Source organism: Nitrosomonas oligotropha (genome assembly GCF_900106555.1).
In the GTDB taxonomy this organism is placed as follows: Bacteria; Pseudomonadota; Gammaproteobacteria; order Burkholderiales; family Nitrosomonadaceae; genus Nitrosomonas; species Nitrosomonas oligotropha_A.
The window spans coordinates 18,692-34,108 of sequence record NZ_FNOE01000018.1; the positions used below are offsets into that span (position 1 = coordinate 18,692).

Below are 15,417 nucleotides of genomic sequence, written 5' to 3' on the forward strand. Positions count from 1 at the left end.
TTTGGAGGTCATATGAAAATATTTTTATTCCTGGCACTCATAGTAAGTTCATACAGTTATGCTCAAAGCGGGCATGATCATCAAGGTGATGCGAAAAAAAAGGACGACCATCATAGCGAAATGCATGATGACGGCCATCACGGAATGGGCGGCATGATGCACGGCGGCCACCACAAACTCGATAAAACCACCTTAAAACAATTCTTTGAACCGCTGCCAGCAGCGATTATCGACGAAAAAAAGAATGCTGCTTTAATCGCATTGGGCAAAAAACTTTATCTTGATCCCAAACTATCAGTGAATGACACCATTTCCTGTAATTCCTGCCATCAGCTGAATAATTTCGGTGTCGACAGCCAACCTACATCACCAGGTCATGAAGGAAAACGCGGCGGCAGAAATTCCCCCACCACGTTCAATGCCGCGCTACATATCGCGCAATTTTGGGATGGACGCGCGAAAGACGTTGAAGAGCAAGCGTTGGGACCGATTTTGAATCCGATCGAAATGGGCATGCCGAGTGAAGCTGCGGTTGTCGACAAACTGAAAAAAATCGACGAATACAAAGCCATGTTTGCCGAAGCATTTAAAGGTGAAAAAGATCCGATTCAATACAAAAATATTGGTAAAGCCATCGGCGCTTTTGAGCGCACGCTGATAACGCCATCGCGCTTTGACGATTTTCTCAAAGGCGATGAAAATGCATTGAATGATGCCGAAAAAAGAGGCTTGCAAAAATTCGTCCATATGGGATGCGCCAATTGTCATAACGGTGTGGCCATCGGCGGCAATTCCTATAAAAAAATTGGTCTTGTCGAAGAATATAAAACATCCGATGAAGGCAGGTTTGCTGTAACCGGACTGGAAACCGACAAAAAAGTATTTAAAGTGCCCAGCCTCAGAAACATCACCAAAACAGGACCGTACTTTCATGATGGCTCAGTCAAAACATTGGATGAGGCCATCGAGGAAATGGCGGAACATCAACTCGGCCGAAAAGTGGGCCCTGGTTTTATCGAGGATGTCAAAGCCTTCCTGGGCGCTTTAACCGCGAAAGATAGCAAATAAAACAACAACGTTTGATTGTTATTGGCTAACTTGACGGATGCCGCTGCCAGATGGACAGGCAGCGGCATTTTTACATGCATAAGTGATCACACTTCGTTTCATCGCAATTAAGCTTCCTCAACTCCCCTCTGCAATTTTCAATCCGCATCGGCCGCTCTATCCGGCAGCTGCTTTCTTTGCAGAATAGTGAGCACCATAACCGCTATACTATCCACTCAGTCCGTATTATTTCTTCAACCGGAGGTGAAACAATGAAATTGGGAATAACGTTGATCGCGGGATCGATCTTTCTGGGCTTATCGGCTTGCTCCAGCACCGGACCTGTTATATACCCTAACACGCATTTTCTATCTGTCGGCAAAGCAGCTGCTGAAAAAGATATTGAAATTTGCAAAAAAATGGCTGAATCAGCCGGCGCCAAGGAAGGCGGCGGTCAATTGGGTAATGTGGCTAGCAGCACCGCAATGGGAGCTGGTGTGGGGGCCGCAAGCGGTGCAGCAGGCGGGGCGATATACGGTGCGGCCGGGCAAGGTTCATTAGTGGGCGCGGCCAGTGGCGCGGTTGCGGGATTATTGCGAGGAATTCTGTTTTCTTCGAGATCCTCACAACCCAGCCAAGCGTATGCCAATTTTGTATCGCGCTGCCTGGAAGAAAAGGGTTATGAAGTGACCGGCTGGCAATAACCGGAAACGATGATCGTTCAAACACCGCTAGCTATTCCGGCAATCAGCACAATCACTATGCGGGATAATTGAACGATAGCGCCTTTAAGATGATGAACAATATCGCGTAATCATATTTTTGTTTCTTCGTCGATGAATTACACATCTATCCCAGATACCAGCAGGCTCTATCAAACTATACTGTTTCTCATTACATAAATCGTAATAACCATCATACCTAATACCAGTAGCACTATTTCATGAGCAAACTTTCTCTTCCAGGAGAAATCAAATAGCGTATATTTACAATTAAGAAGCACTGCTTAGTGAATGATTTCTTGATGAATATTATTCAAACCTCAGAATTACCGGGAAAAACCCCGGGTGATCTTTAATTGTTTCAACGGCAGGGTCTGTTATCAATAGCGTATCTTCAAAAATATTGACATGGAGGTAATGGCAATGATTAAAGAACTTTCTTTCGATGACGACGACGGCATCTATCCTATTGATAGCTTGAATGATGAGGAGGATGTTCTAACGGATAGCAAAATACCGCCCGGAAAATTTGCAAAAATAATCGATGAATTTGAGACCGCCAAAGATGAATTTGACGATGACGAATTCGAGACCGTTAAAAATGATCTGGACGAAGATGACGATGTGACACTCGATACGTTAGGACTGCGTTAGCTCTAGCCGCTGCAATAGCACTGCTTGCGGCATAGCGAGCACAGCATGACAATTTTTCCGCATGGGATAAACCGCTGTGAGTGCAGATGTAGAAATTTTAGAGAAAACGATTTGTTTTGAAGGTTTCTTCCGGATAGAAAAATACCGGTTGCGTCATCGGCTGTTCAATGGCGGCTGGAGCCGTCCGCTGAGTCGTGAACTGTTCGAGCGCGGCCATGCCGCCGCCGTCCTGCCGTATGATCCGATTCGCGATGCAGTCATCCTGATCGAACAATTCCGTGTTGGTGCGCTGACCGCACCGGGCGGGCCTTGGCTGCTGGAAATCGTCGCTGGCATGATCGAAAGCGGTGAAACTGCGCAAGACGTGGTCAAACGCGAAAGCATCGAAGAAGCCGATTGCATCATCACCGATTTGCTCCCGGTGTGCGACTTCCTGGTTAGCCCCGGCGGCACCAGCGAACGCATTGCCCTGTTTTGCGGCCGGGCCGATGCGACAAAAGCCGGCGGTATTCATGGCGCTCCCGAAGAAGACGAAGACATCAAAGTGCATGTCGTTCCGCTGGATACTGCATTCACATTTCTACAATCGGGCCGGATCAATTCGGCCAGCGCCATCATTGCATTACAGTGGTTGGCCTTGAATCGCGAGCAAGTGCGAACCCAGTGGCTATCACAACCAATCCCCGGAACTTAGCGGCACCACACTGAAATTATCCGGATTAGCCTTTATCTGAATGCTCTTTTCAAAGCCCGGAATTGTTACAAAGAATCCTTTCTAATCCTTACTTTCCACTTTACCGCCATATGCTCTAATGTAAGTGTATTCAACCCACATCGCAAGGAGGTTTGCCGTGGCATTGAAAAGACTTTCGTTTGATGATGAGGACAATGCTGATCCTTCGGATATTGATGATGACAGCGTATTAGCCGATGGCATGATTCCGGATAGCCGGATCGTGGGATTGATTGATGAATTGGAAGATAGCTGTGATCAACTCAATGCCGAGGATGAGGACGATGAAATCATAGCGGACTCCCAGGAATTGCATTAAGTGCTGCCATTGAACCGATGGATCGGCATTTAATGCCTTTATCCTCAATCGGATTGATCCGAGCACACGCAATTACGCCCCTGTTTCTTGGCGCGGTAAAGCTGTTGATCCGCCTGGGAAATCAATTCATCCAGCGATACATTAGTCACTAAGGTATGGGCAACGCCAAAACTGGCGGTAAATAAAAGCTTTTCACCTTTGATGCTTGTCAGTTGAATCGCGTTGACTTTGTTACGCATCCGTTCCGCAATGGCAATCGCATCAGCTAAACGGGTTTCCGGCAGAAAAATCAGGAACTCCTCGCCCCCCCAACGCGCCAGGATATCCCCGCTACGCGCTTCTTTCTGCAAGGTTTCCGCCAATTGCACCAAAACCCTGTCCCCCAGAGCATGGCCGTAAGTGTCATTGAGCAACTTAAAATTGTCGATATCCAGCATGATGACGGAGGTACTGCTCTTGCTGCGCAACCCCATGGCCCAGATCGGTTGAACATACTTATAAAAAGACCGCCGGTTATTCAGATTGGTTAGTGAATCGATACCGGCCATTTTTTCCGCCAGTAATTTCTCGTTCTGATTGATATTGAAGCGTTCGGCCAATGCCAGCGCCAGTAAGATGGCGTCCATCATCATGCCGATATCGGTCGCCCGGTAAGTCCACTCGGTAAACGGAATAAATCCCCAAACGGCATTGGCGGTAATAGCACCGCCGCATATCGTGAAAATCGATGCCAGCAGAAAATACTTGGCGAATTGATTACCGGCTTGCAGCGAAATGACACCCAACACGATCGAAGAAATATAGAAAAAGAAGATGAACACCAGCGATATCAGCAGCGACACGACAAATTCGCCAGCCAGCATCGCTAGCAGCATAAATGTGCAAAAAACAGCCGAGCTGACAATGACAAAGCGATATACACGAGGCCAAGCCGCTTTGATATTCAGAAATTGCAATGCGAATGCAAATCCGCTGACAGTACAGGCCATGATCAATACCGGATTGGCCCATTTTTGCCATAGCGGCGATTCCGGCCACAACCACTGATAACCATGGCCGGTATAAGCGGTGTTCAACAGCAGAAAGAACAGCAGATACAGCGAATAAAACAGATAGGGGCCGGTACGCAATCCCACATAGAGCATCACGTTGTAAGCAACCAAAGCCAAAATCACACCGTACATGAAACCATAGCTATATGCTTGCCATTGATCTCTATCCGCCAGTGCCTCGTTGCTGATGAAGTAAAGCGGCAAAACCATGTCATCATCGGATTCCACCCGGATCAACACGGTCGTCTCTCCGGCGCTAAAATCATGACCGGCGACGAAAAACCGGTGATCCAGCGGGCGCTGGGAAAATAATAAACTGTCTCCCATATGATAGCTGCCAGTCAGCTCATCCTGGCGCAAAAAATAAATATCGACTTTATCCAGCCAGGAAGTTTCCAGCAGAAGATTCCGGTGCACCGCGTTATGTCCATCGTTTTTGACGCTAAATGCCAACCATACCGGTTTTGCGCCGATTCCGAAATTGATCACTGAATTACCGGATTGTGAGAACCGGCCATCTCGATATGCTACCAAGGCATCCTGCATACGCCAGTGAGTATCTTCATCCTGATAGACCCGGATACGCTGACCGATCGTTTCCTTGTACTCTTCCGCCACATTAATTGCCGCACTTGCCGTCAGACACCAGAAAACTGACATGATCATCATGCTTAGCAGCACGAATAGCTTCTTCATGAAATGCTCGTTCTGACAGTTAAGAATGGGATAAATAAATCGCACGTGGATTGAATACAGAGTAACCTAATGATGTCGAAGGGGACGATAGTAAATTACAATCTATAAAAATTGCAGATTATACCCCTTCTCCACGATACGAAAAAATTTCGTATCCGTAACCCATTCATTTCCTACAGACCCTACAACCCCAAAAGTATCCAGCATTTTTACTGGTTATAAAAAGTTTGATTATGCTGTAACAAAAGCATGTTATCTTCACGGCATACCTGACTATTTATACTCATTACGATGAATCCAACGACTATACAACTCATCGCCGCGGCGTTATTCGCTCTGGCTATCATTCACACCTTTTCAACCAAATTCTTTGAACATCTGGCGCATCGTCAGCCGCAACACGCCGGTATCTGGCATTTGCTGGGCGAAGTGGAAGTCGTGTTCGGTTTCTGGGCGATGGTCTTGATCCTGTTTATATTCGCTGCAGACGGGAAGCATGAAGCAATAACCTACCTCGAATCCCGTGATTTCACTGAACCCATGTTTGTATTCGTCATCATGGTGATTGCCGGAACACGCCCGATTCTAGATTTTGCGGCGGCCTCTGTTCGAGGCGCGGCCATTGTTTTGCCAGTAAATACCGGCACAGCAATGTACTTTCTATTGCTGGCCTTTGTTCCGTTACTCGGTTCTTTCATCACAGAACCCGCCGCCATGACGCTGGCAGCGTTGATGCTACGCGACACGTTATTCAGCAAGGAAGTATCCACCCGCTTGAAATATGCCACGGTCGGTGTGTTATTTGTCAACATCTCAATCGGCGGCACATTAACACCCTTTGCCGCACCGCCGGTATTGATGGTGGCCGGAAAATGGAATTGGGATATTTGGTTCATGATGACCACTTTCGGCTGGAAAGCGGCATTGGCTGTTGCTGTCAATGCATTTGCGGTAACTTGGTTATTCCGCCGCGAACTGGGACACGTCAGTCAGAAGGATACTGTCGCGGCATCGCAAACTCCTTTGCCGGTGGTATTGATACATATCGTATTTCTAGCACTGATTGTTCTATTCGCACACCATCCTGCGGCATTTATGGGCATTTTTCTGTTTTTCCTGGGATTTACCGCCGCCTATCAGCAATATCAAAATCCATTGATTTTACGTGAAGCACTTCTGGTTGCCTTCTTCCTGGGAGGATTGGTGGTATTGGGCGGGCAACAACAGTGGTGGTTGCAACCGCTGTTGCTGGAAATGGATGATACGGCGGTCTTTTTTGGCGCTACGGCATTAACCGCGTTTACGGACAATGCCGCGCTCACTTATTTGGGTTCGCTGGTTGAAGGACTCAGTGAGGAATTCAAAATTGCATTGGTTGCAGGCGCAGTAACCGGAGGTGGGCTGACGGTAATTGCCAATGCGCCGAATCCGGCAGGCTTTGCGATTCTAAAAGGCAAATTTCATGAACAATCCATTCATCCGCTGGGCTTATTAATCGCCGCACTGCCGCCAACCCTGGTGACTATCATTGCGTTTCGCGTACTCTAAATAAAAACAGCGCTGCAAGATAGCTTGCAGCGCTGTTTATCCATAGAACATTAAGCTTCTTTGGCCGGGTTTTGCAATGTATCCGTTGAAGGTAGCGGTTCCGGCTGATTCTGTTCCGGTTCATTTTTCTTATCCGGTATATCGTCAAACCAGCGATAAATCATCGGCATTACCACCATCGTCATCATTGTCGCAGTCATTAGCCCGAAAATCACGACGATTGCGAGCGGTTTTTGCACTTCGGAACCCAGCCCTGTTGCTGTCAAAAAGGGCGCCAAACCGAGCACCGTTGTAGCGGCTGTCATCATAACGGGGCGAAAACGTTGCGCACAGGCTTTCCTCGCGGCTTCTTGCACGCTGAAACCTTTCTCACGCAACTCGCGCAGAAAAGAAATCAGCACCACACCATTCAAAATGGAAGTCCCCCACACCGCAATAAAACCTACCGACGCCGGAACTGATAAGTATTGACCGGTTACAAATAGCCCGACTATCCCGCCGACCGATGCAAAAGGCAGTGCCAGATAAATGAGTATGGCCATTTTGATCGAGTTAAACAGCATGAACAGCAGGAAGAAAATAGCGGCTAGCGTTATCGGCACAATGACCGCTAATTTCGTCATCGCACGTTCCATGTTTTCAAACTGCCCGCCCCAGGCAAAATAATAGCCTGGCGGTAATTTAATTTCTTTGGCCGTCCGTTGCTGGAGTTCGGCGACAAAACCACCCAAGTCGCGCTCATGCACATTGGCGCCAACAACTACGCGGCGTTTAGCAAACTCGCGCGAGATAATCGCGGGACCATCGATTACTTTAATTTCCGCTACCGCACTGAGCGGCACCAGCATGCCGCCAGCTCCCATTCCAGCTCGTGCGCCATCGATAGCTGGTCTAAGCAGCAATTCCTTGATGGCTTCCACATCATGGCGAAACTCTTCCGGGAATCTCAGCAACAGCGTAAAACGCCGCTCTCCTTCGAAAACCTGCGTAACTGCTTTGCCCCCCACGGCGGTGGCAATCATCTCATTGACATCCGATACATTGAGGCCATGACGGGCAATTGCACGACGGTCGATATTGATGGTTAATTCTTGTTGCCCTGACAAGCGTTCAATACGGATATCCCGCGCACCACGGGTTGATTTGACGATACGCGCGACTTGTTCGGACAATTTACGTAATTCTTCCAGGTCATCGCCAAAAATTTTGACAGCGACTTGCGAGCGCACCCCGGTAACCATCTCATCCACCCGTTGCGCAATGGGCTGAGAGATCACGATATTGACGCCCGGCAACACAGTCAGCGCTTTACGGATATCCTCTTCGATTTCCGCCTGAGTGCGGCCGGATCCAATCAGATCGAGATTGGCAATCGGATCGGATTCGTTCTGCGAAGCCGGATCGGCAGGGGTATCGCCGCGCCCCAATTTGGAAACGACTGATACAACACCGGGGACCGCAGCAATCGCCTTCATGGCCTCGGTTTCAATTTTGATGGCTTCGTCCAAAGAAATTGACGGCGCACGAATAATCACCGGTGTGATAGAACCTTCCTTCATGATCGGAATAAACGATTTGCCGAGTAACGGAAATAGCGCAAATGCCACCATCAATGCAGAAATTGCGATGATCATGGTCTTCTTCTGATTGCGGTTGGCCAAATCGTAAGTGTACAGATAGGCATTTTTCATCACAGCGATGATCTTGGTGTCTTGCTCACTGCCGCCTTTTAGCAGATAGTCACAAAGCACCGGAGAAAGCGATAGTGATACCAGTAATGCAATAAACAACGAAATCGAAATAGTCACCGCCAATGGACTAAAGGTTTTTCCTTCCATGCCTTCAAGCGTCATCAAAGGCAAAAATACCAGCACGGTTACGATTAAGCCGAAAATAACCGGCGTACCCACCTCAGCTGTCGCATCCACGATTACATTGAATTTGGATTTTCCGGTGTCTTTGGCTTCTCCCAGACGCTGATAAATATTCTCAACCACGACCACCGTCGGATCGACCATCATACCCAGCGCTATAGTCAATCCGCCAAGTGACATCAAATTGGCGGGCATACCGTAATGATTCATCACCAGAAAAGTAATCAGTGGCGTGATAATCAGTGTGAAACACACGACAAAACTAGTGCGCACGGTACCGAGAAAAAGCGATAACACCACAATTACCAGAATTAACGACTCTATCAGGGTGCTTTGCACCGTCCCTAATGCGGCATCGACCAAATCGGTGCGATCGTAAAACGGGATGATCTGCAAGCCGTCGGGTAGGATCCCACCCTCATTAATTTCTTTGACTCTCTCCTTGATTCTCCCGACGATTTCCTTGGCATTACCGCCGCGCAGCATCATCACGATGCCGGCGACCGATTCAGTGTCACCGTTTTTGATACTGGCGCCCTGACGCACTTCCCCGCCAAAAGTCACATGCGCAACGTCACGCACATAAACCGGTACGCCATCCATTTCTCTGAGCACAATATTGCGGATATCTTCCAAACTGGAAATCAGACCCACACCGCGAATCAGATATTGTTCATATTGCAATGCCAGAATATTACCGCTGGCATTAGCATTATTACTCGCCAAAGCGCGATCCACATCGGTCAACGTCAGGTCGTAGTGCCGCAACTTATTCGGATCGACGTACACCTGATATTCCTTGACATGCCCGCCGATAGAATTGATCTCCGCCACCCCTCGGATTGAACGTAGCATCGGACGCACCACCCAATCTTGAACAGTGCGCCGCTCCATCAATTCTTCTTCAGTTAATGTCCGCTTACCATCATCCGGGTGTTCAATCGTATATTGATAGACTTCACCCAGACCGGTAGAAACCGCCCCAAGCACTGGCGTAATACCGGGTATCAGGCGCGGCGTGACATCTATAATTCGCTCCATCACTAACTGGCGCGCAAAAAACACATCGGTCTGATCGGTGAATACCAACGTGATTAGTGATAATCCACTTTTGTTCATCGAACGCATTTCGACCAATCCCGGCAAGCCGGTCATGGCAATTTCCACCGGCACAGTCACCAAGCGTTCCATTTCTTCGGGGCTGCGGCCAATTGCTACCGTGGCGACTTGCACTTGAATATTGGTCACATCCGGAAATGCATCCACAGTCAGTGTTTTAATCGCACCAACACCGGCAGCACACAATATCAACCCGATAATCAACACCAGCAAACGCTGGTTAAGCATTGCACGAACGATCGCGGTCATAACCGGCTACTCCAGTTCAGCAAGCTTGCGCTCACTGTCTAAATGAAATGCACCGGCAGTCACAATTCGTTGATCGATCGTAAGTCCTTTTAGCACGGGGCGTAAAGTTGCCACTTCTTTATCCAATTCAACCGGCACGCGCTGAAAATGATTATCGCTGATTACGGTAAAGACATAGTCCTGATTCAACTCTCGAACCACGGCCGATTCAGGGACAACCAGTACTTTGTGCTGCGGATCCGTGATGTGCATATTCGCCAGCATATCCGGTTTCAGCTTCCGTTCAGGATTTTCCACCATGACACGCGTCATCACCGTTCGTGTTAAGCGATTGACGGTATCCGAAACAAAAATGATCACGCCATCCAGAAGATGCGGTCCCAATGCAGGAACATTGATCTCAACATGTTGCTCCAATTCGACATCACGCGCGATTTGTTCAGGCACATCGCCAACCACCCAGACGTGAGATAGATCTGCAATCTGAAATAGCGGATCAGCGGGTTGTACTATTTGACCTACAAGTACGTTACGCGCAATTATGTAGCCTTCTCGCGTTGACTTGATATCCAACCACGGCAGAATTTTTCCTTTTCGCTTGAGTTCTTTAAATTCCACCTCGCCCACACCAAATAACCTGAGTTGATCAGCAGCTGCGCCCAGTTCGGCTTGCGCAATTTCCAACTCGGATTGCCGCCGTTCCACTTCAGCCAGTGGTATGGCATCGGCAGTCAGTAAATGGTGCGCACGCTCAAGCGCTTTGGTAGTGACCACTACACGCGATAAAGCGCGCAAATAAGCCAGTTGAGAATTGGTTAAATCAGGACTGGTAATGCGAGCCAGTTTCTGCCCTGGTTTGACGTAATCCCCCAGGATGACAAACAATTCAACGACACGCCCGGTCACGTAGGAACCAACTTGCGCCGTTCTTTCCTCATCGACTTGAACCCGGCTCGGCACTTGGATCTTGTCCGCCAGATCGACCAGGAATGGCTGTCCGATTTGCAATCGGCTCAATACTTCCGGACGGGCGGTAATACTGTTGAAGTCTCGTTCTTCAGCCGGTTCTTGCTGAGCTTTGTCAGCGGAGTCAGTGGATTCGCTTTTATCACACCCTGTCAGCAATAAAGTTACAGCAACGGTAAAACCGGTAAAAATTATTTTGAAATTCATTCTGAGACTAACTCCTTGGGATAATGAGCGCGTATACGGTCAATTTCAGCAGCAGCGGTTTGTAGCTCAAAACGTGCCTGCATGGAATCGCTCAAGATTCCCCGGAGAATACGTTGCGAATCCAAAAACTCGATTAACCCGCGCTCACCAAACCGATAGGCGGTTTGCGCGACTTGCACCACATTTTCCGCTTCCTTGATCAAACCACCTTCAAATAAATCCACGCGCCGTTGTGCAATCTGCAAGGCTTGCCAGGCTGCTTCAAATAGCTGACTGATCTCATAACGGCGAAACTCAAGTGTTTCGCGTATGCGCGCGGAGTCATAAATAGCAGTATCGATTTCACCACGACGGCGATACCAGATCGGAATTCTGACGCTTGCACCAGCAATATTGGATGTGAATTGCGCGTCTTGATAATTGGTGTACAACACACTGATCTGCGGTAGTACTGAAGCTTTTTCCTGGGAGATTCGATGACTGGCTCGTTCCTGTTCCGCCTGCAGCCGCACTACCTCCGGATTAACCTTGGGTACTTGCTCACGCAATTCTGTTAACGGCGGTAGCAGGATCGGATCTTTCAATGAGCCGCTAATCTCAAAATCAATTGGAATGGCGCCGGCTGTCAATTGCAGCAACATCACTCGGGCGCGCTGTGCAGTCAGGTGTGCTGCCTGTGCCCGATTTGCCGCGCTTTGCAATTCAGTCTCAGCACGAATCAATTCAAACCGCGCGATTTCACCTCTTTCAACATTGGCGGCAATTCGATTCCGCAAATTTTCCAATAAGTCGTAAATACCCTGCTCAATCGTTGCTTGTTCCAGGCGTAGCATCAGCTCATAGGCTCTCACACGCAGCTGCGCCGCCAAATCGGCACGCACTTGATCTAAGCTTGCACGGCTTGCATCCACCCCGGCTTCCGATGCATCTATGCGAGCACTCCGCATGTAAGGATTCTCGATCGGCTGATTGACCGTTAACGAACGTTGCATGGAAGTAGGCCCAGTAATAGCAAGCGAATAGCGATTACTATCAGGTCCAGCGGTTACAGTCACTTCCGGATTCAGGAATGCGGATGCGGCAACCACGCCAGCTTTGGCTATATTGACCTGCGAACGCGCAGCCTGAACGAGACCATTGGCTTCCAGTCCTATCCGTTGTATCTCTTCGATTGTAAGCTTGGCTTTCGATTGTCCTAATGCAGGCAGCGGTGAAATGGCTAAGAATATACTTAACACTAAATAAAAAGACGGGGAAATCTGCATAAATTCCTTTCAATTATTACGACAACATTATCTTTTTTACATATTCTTCACATAATTTTCACATAAAATTAACTACTAATCATCATATATGAAATTTAAAATTCAGTACTCTGAATAACAGGAACAATTAATCTCTTCTTGTTATTTTTATAACCATCTATGAGTTAAGGACAATTGATTGTCAGTTACCAGGCATTTAAACAAAAGAATCCTGAATAATTGCTGAACAATGACATATATCCCAATGTATCCCAAACCATTTAGTCGTTATTTATCCCGAATAAAAATTTTATTGCTGATTTCTAGCTTATTAGTCATTGCCTGGCTTGTAACCGGCTTATCTTGGCGGCTATACGAGCTTCGTGACAATGATTCCAATCGTGGCGCGCCCATCAGCGGCGTCGATAAATTTGGCGGCCAGTTTTCCCGGATTGTCTATCTTGATCAAGGCTGGTCTGCCGCGGATAGTCTGTGGTTCTATACTGCAACGCAAGGCTCCAATTTGTTACCGTACAGTTTTTTCCTGGTATTGGAACAATCCGGTTCGTCCGCTTTGTTCCGCGCAGATGAAAACATAGATCGCTACGGTTATCTGCCGCAGCGCCAAACCAGTAGCAATCCCAATGGTTTGCCTGCCGGGATGGTACGGGATGAATATCAGGGCAAAGCGTACATGGGATTTACTTGCGCAGCCTGTCACACAACCCAGATCAATTACCAGGGCACCGGAATCCGCATTGACGGTGGCCCGGCATATTCCGATATGGAAACATTCATGATCGATCTGGCTGAAGCCTTGTATGCCACTCTGAAAAATCCGGAAAAATTGGAACGCTTTGTAGCGAATGTATTGCAACAAGGTCATTACAATCATGCGGACGATATTCAAGCTGATCTCAAGCAATATGCGCAACGCATCAAAACCTACACCATCGTTAACAACCCAAGGGACATCCAGCGCCCACTGACACGATACGGCTATGCCCGGCTGGATGCGTTCGGACGCATCTACAACCGCGTGCTTGAGCACCTCATGAGTGCGCAGCAAATGCGTGAATTGCTTGCCGGATTACTTTCCCCGGAAGAGCTGACGCAAGTGATGACAGACATGGAACCGGTTCTCAACAGCAGCGATCGCGACCATATTGTCGAACGGACCCAAACGTACTTGACCAGGAAACAAAGCATTCAGTTGCGCAATAAAATCTATAATCCGGCCGATGCGCCGGTCAGTTATCCGTTTCTGTGGGATGTGCCGCAACACGATTATATTCAATGGAATGGCCGGGTCGATAACAGCGGATTGGGACCGATGGCGCGCAATGCCGGTCAATTGATCGGCGTATTCGGTACACTCGATTGGCAGGAAAAGGATGGCTTTACCTTATCTTCAGTATTAGGCGGGCAGGGATTCGGCTCCAAACATATCGACTTTCAATCTTCCATTGATATCCGGAATTTGCGCCGGGTGGAAAATCATTTGCGCAAATTAAAGTCACCACAGTGGCCGGAACACATCCTGCCCAAAATCGATACCTTACGAATGACACGAGGCGCCGAATTATTTTTACGTTATTGCTCCGCTTGTCACAGTGAAATTGACCGTGCCGCTCCCGATCGCCGTGTCGTCGCTAAAATGATCGATGTGTCTTTGGTCGAAACCGATTCTAAAATGGCGGCAAACACCATTGAGTTTACCGGCTATAGCGGTATCTTGCGGAATCAATACGTTAGTGTCGGCACGGGAAATATACTTTTGCAACAACAGGCACCCGTGGTTGCGCTGCTAACCGCCGCAACCCGCAATGTAGTGACAACCCCCGATAGCGATAAATGGTTTGCGCGCCGATGGATTGAGCGATCATTTGATTTTACCTACACCTTTTTTGATAACGAAGTACAGCCTTCTCTGAAAAACGGCTACTACACACCCGACACTACCGTGCAGCCTTTCGCCTCAGCCATGGCGTATAAAGCTCGCCCGCTAAATGGCATCTGGGCAACTGCCCCTTACTTGCACAACGGCTCGGTACCGACACTGTACGATCTGCTGCTACCGAAAAAAAAATTGGATGATCCAGTAGAGGAGGAATACCGCCCGGATGAGTTTATGGTCGGATCGCGCGAATTTGACCCGGATAAGGTGGGATTCAAATCAGCGGGTTATGACGGTTTTCTGTTCCGTACCAGCATTTGGGGCAATCACAACAGCGGTCATGAATATGCTTCCGGCCGCACACCGCTACCGGATGGAACACTACTGCCCGCATTAACCAAGGAACAACGGCTGGATCTGCTGGAATATCTTAAGTCTTTGTAGGAAAGTAATCTCAGCTGCTCAGAATCCGGAATGAATCGGGATCGATTTTCCTTCGATACCATCACATTGCAAATGTCAGTTTCCGCGCAGGCACAACAATCTCTTGCACCACAATGGATTCCTGTGGATGGATTACTTCCTCCTCCGGTTCTATTCTCAAACGATTACCGGATGCGAATGCCATGATAAATTGATAGGCGGCCGGATCAACATCTTGCAGTATCTTTTCCACTCGCACGCCTATCTTGCCTTGGCATATGACCGGCTGGGCATAATTCGAATACATCCACCGTCCTCGATTATCGTAGCTGGCCAATGCGCCGCAAAGCCGCTCCGCCCAGTCACTGGGGCGAAATGGCCGCCCCTCGGAGGTAATACCTAAAATGAGGAAGAATTCAGATCCGGCTTGCATACACAAAACCATATCGAGAAGAAAAATTAAGCGGATTTAAAAATGGAATAAATCGATGCCATAATGGTCTTTTGCACTGGCGCGCCAGCATGGTGTGAGAAAATCTTTCGCCAGCACGGCCTAAATTCATCATGATCACCTTCTTTCCTTTTTAATCCAGATGCTTATATCGGCACCACTGGAGAAAAATAGAGAGTACCAATAGCAGATGCTTAAAAATTGCGATGGAATTAA

At 48.2% G+C, this 15,417-nt stretch carries 13 protein-coding genes; 7 read left to right on the forward strand and 6 right to left on the reverse strand.

Going from position 1 to position 15,417, the window contains the following annotated elements:
• Positions 1 to 12: 12 nt before the first annotated feature.
• From BLU57_RS10315 to BLU57_RS10335, 5 genes are all read left to right on the forward strand, one after another.
• Entirely contained in the window at positions 13 to 1,068 is a 1,056-nt protein-coding gene (locus tag BLU57_RS10315) for a cytochrome-c peroxidase (RefSeq protein WP_090320256.1), read from the forward strand.
• A 251-nt stretch (positions 1,069 to 1,319) separates the two neighbouring features.
• Positions 1,320 to 1,751 (forward strand): glycine zipper family protein, encoded by a 432-nt coding sequence (locus BLU57_RS10320; protein ID WP_090320259.1) that lies wholly within the window; start codon positions 1,320 to 1,322, stop codon positions 1,749 to 1,751.
• A gap of 441 nt (positions 1,752 to 2,192) precedes the next feature.
• Complete coding sequence (locus BLU57_RS10325; RefSeq protein WP_090320262.1) at positions 2,193 to 2,423, forward strand: hypothetical protein; 231 nt, start codon at positions 2,193 to 2,195, stop codon at positions 2,421 to 2,423.
• Between the two features lie 76 nt (positions 2,424 to 2,499).
• On the forward strand, positions 2,500 to 3,117 hold the full coding sequence (gene nudF, locus BLU57_RS10330) for an ADP-ribose diphosphatase (protein ID WP_090320265.1): 618 nt from the start codon (positions 2,500 to 2,502) through the stop codon (positions 3,115 to 3,117).
• A gap of 157 nt (positions 3,118 to 3,274) precedes the next feature.
• Complete coding sequence (locus tag BLU57_RS10335; RefSeq protein ID WP_090320268.1) at positions 3,275 to 3,475, forward strand: hypothetical protein; 201 nt, start codon at positions 3,275 to 3,277, stop codon at positions 3,473 to 3,475.
• 44 nt (positions 3,476 to 3,519) lie between these two features.
• On the opposite strand, the gene BLU57_RS10340 is transcribed toward BLU57_RS10335, so the two are convergent.
• Positions 3,520 to 5,223: a sensor domain-containing diguanylate cyclase gene (locus BLU57_RS10340; RefSeq protein WP_090320271.1), complete on the reverse strand. Its 1,704-nt coding sequence runs from the start codon at positions 5,221 to 5,223 to the stop codon at positions 3,520 to 3,522.
• 291 nt (positions 5,224 to 5,514) lie between these two features.
• On the opposite strand from BLU57_RS10340, the gene BLU57_RS10345 reads away from it, so the two are divergent.
• Positions 5,515 to 6,771 carry a putative Na+/H+ antiporter gene (locus tag BLU57_RS10345; protein ID WP_090320274.1) on the forward strand — a complete coding sequence of 419 codons (1,257 nt, stop codon included), beginning with the start codon at positions 5,515 to 5,517 and terminating at the stop codon, positions 6,769 to 6,771.
• A gap of 50 nt (positions 6,772 to 6,821) precedes the next feature.
• Here the strand turns inward: BLU57_RS10345 and BLU57_RS10350 are convergent, their stop codons facing one another.
• From BLU57_RS10350 to BLU57_RS10360, 3 genes are read right to left on the reverse strand one after another with little or no spacing between them, the layout of a single operon-like run.
• Positions 6,822 to 10,013: an efflux RND transporter permease subunit gene (locus tag BLU57_RS10350; protein WP_090320278.1), complete on the reverse strand. Its 3,192-nt coding sequence runs from the start codon at positions 10,011 to 10,013 to the stop codon at positions 6,822 to 6,824.
• A gap of 6 nt (positions 10,014 to 10,019) precedes the next feature.
• Complete coding sequence (locus tag BLU57_RS10355) at positions 10,020 to 11,186, reverse strand: efflux RND transporter periplasmic adaptor subunit (RefSeq protein ID WP_090320281.1); 1,167 nt, start codon at positions 11,184 to 11,186, stop codon at positions 10,020 to 10,022.
• Positions 11,183 to 12,451 carry a TolC family protein gene (locus BLU57_RS10360; protein WP_090320284.1) on the reverse strand — a complete coding sequence of 423 codons (1,269 nt, stop codon included), beginning with the start codon at positions 12,449 to 12,451 and terminating at the stop codon, positions 11,183 to 11,185. The genes BLU57_RS10355 and BLU57_RS10360 overlap by 4 nt, the downstream gene beginning before the upstream one ends.
• A 229-nt stretch (positions 12,452 to 12,680) precedes the next feature.
• Here BLU57_RS10360 and BLU57_RS10365 point away from each other — a divergent pair, with 229 nt between their 5' ends.
• The gene (locus tag BLU57_RS10365; protein ID WP_256206232.1) at positions 12,681 to 14,771 is read left to right on the forward strand and encodes a di-heme-cytochrome C peroxidase; all 2,091 of its coding nucleotides are present in this window, start codon (positions 12,681 to 12,683) and stop codon (positions 14,769 to 14,771) included.
• A gap of 61 nt (positions 14,772 to 14,832) precedes the next feature.
• On the opposite strand, the gene BLU57_RS10370 is transcribed toward BLU57_RS10365, so the two are convergent.
• Positions 14,833 to 15,183 carry a DUF3579 domain-containing protein gene (locus BLU57_RS10370; RefSeq protein ID WP_090320290.1) on the reverse strand — a complete coding sequence of 117 codons (351 nt, stop codon included), beginning with the start codon at positions 15,181 to 15,183 and terminating at the stop codon, positions 14,833 to 14,835.
• Positions 15,167 to 15,316, reverse strand: a complete 150-nt coding sequence (locus tag BLU57_RS16095; RefSeq protein ID WP_176776418.1) for a hypothetical protein — start codon at positions 15,314 to 15,316, stop codon at positions 15,167 to 15,169. Before BLU57_RS16095 ends, BLU57_RS10370 begins: the two co-directional genes overlap by 17 nt.
• Positions 15,317 to 15,417 lie beyond the last annotated feature (101 nt).